Source organism: Ruegeria sp. CDSB029 (genome assembly GCF_059611125.1).
In genome coordinates this window covers 1-1,510 of record NZ_JBXWOX010000056.1, presented here as the reverse complement: position 1 = coordinate 1,510, position 1,510 = coordinate 1, and the positions used below count along the sequence as shown (strand labels likewise).

The 1,510-nt window shown below is 56.2% G+C and carries 1 protein-coding gene; it reads left to right on the top strand.

Features of this window, described 5'->3' with window-relative positions; all coding sequences use genetic code 11:
* Positions 1 to 84: 84 nt before the first annotated feature.
* Positions 85 to 1,436 (top strand): IS3 family transposase gene (locus tag AC2FI8_RS24490; RefSeq protein ID WP_496781250.1). Its coding sequence is split into 2 segments (ribosomal slippage): positions 85 to 421 and positions 421 to 1,436, totalling 1,353 coding nucleotides; the frame shifts between segments, so codons are not numbered across the junction.
* The last annotated feature ends 74 nt before the right edge of the window (positions 1,437 to 1,510 follow it).

The window sequence follows — 1,510 nt, the reverse complement described above, 5'->3', positions numbered from 1 at the left end:
TGTCTGACGTCAGCGCCTACCGGACAGATTTGGGGTTTGAGCAACGGAGGATTTCTGGTTCATCGAAGCCGTTAAGGAGCGAAGATGAACAAGAAATCCGGAACATCGAAGGACGCCGCTGACAAGTTGGTCAGGGGCATCAAGCGCAAGACGCGCAAACATTACTCGGCCGAAGAGAAGATCAGGATCGTCTTGGCAGGACTACGGGGCGAAGAGAGCATTGCTGCGTTGTGCCGCCGCGAGGGAATTGCAGAAAGCCTGTATTATTCCTGGTCAAAGGAATTCCTCGAAGCTGGGAAGCACCGCTTGGCCGGTGACACGACGCGACAGGCGACATCCCCCGAAGTCAAAGAACTGCGGTCGGAATCTGCCGCCCTGAAGGAAGTGGTCGCCGAACTGACGCTGGAAAACCGTCTGCTCAAAAAAAGCATGATCGGGGATGGGGAGTTCGAAGAATGAGATACCCTGCCTCCGAAAAGCTTGAGATCATTCGCACGGTAGAGGCCTCGCATCTGCCGACGCGGCAAACCCTGAAGATGCTCGGTATCCCCAGCAGCACCTATTACGACTGGTATGCCCGGTGGAGCGACGGTGGCGTAGACGCCTTGGCGGATCGCTCACCACGGCCAGGGTCGATCTGGAACCGCATCCCAGACACGGTTCGCAACGATGTCGTCGATTTTGCCCTGGAGCACGAAGACCTGACACCGCGCGAACTGGCGGTCAAATACACCGACGAGAAGCAGTACTTCGTCTCTGAATCATCGGTCTACCGCATTCTCAGCGCTGAGGACCTGATCACCGCCCCGGCCCATGTTGTGATACGCGCGGCGGATGAGTTCCGGGACAAAACCAGCCGACCGAACGAGCTCTGGCAAACCGACTTCACCTATCTCAAGGTCATCGGCTGGGGCTGGTTCTATTTGTCGACGATCCTTGACGATTACAGCCGCTACATCATTGCCTGGAAGCTCTGCACCACGATGAAAGCTCAGGACGTGACCGACACGCTGGATCTGGCACTGCAGGCTTCAGGCTGCGATCAGGCAACCGTTGTGCACAAACCGAGGTTGCTCAGCGATAATGGCTCGTCCTACGTCGCCGCCGATCTGGCCGACTATCTCGATGACAAAGGCATGGATCATGTTCGCGGTGCGCCGCACCATCCGCAAACCCAAGGCAAAATCGAACGCTGGCACCAGACCATGAAGAACCGGGTTCTTTTGGAAAACTATTATCTGCCCGGCGATCTGGAGCGCCAAATCGATGCCTTCGTCGACCACTACAACAACCGTCGCTACCACGAGAGCTTGGATAACCTGACACCCGCCGATGTCTACTGCGGCCGAGGCGCGAAGATCCTAAAGATGAGAGAGGAGATCAAGAAACAGACAATCAGAAAACGCCGGTTGCAGCACCAATCCGCTGCCGCCTAAACTCAAACAGAAATCGAACCAGAGCCTCCGTTACGAAAACGCCTCAGCTCTCCGAAAAACTCTGAAGACGGACA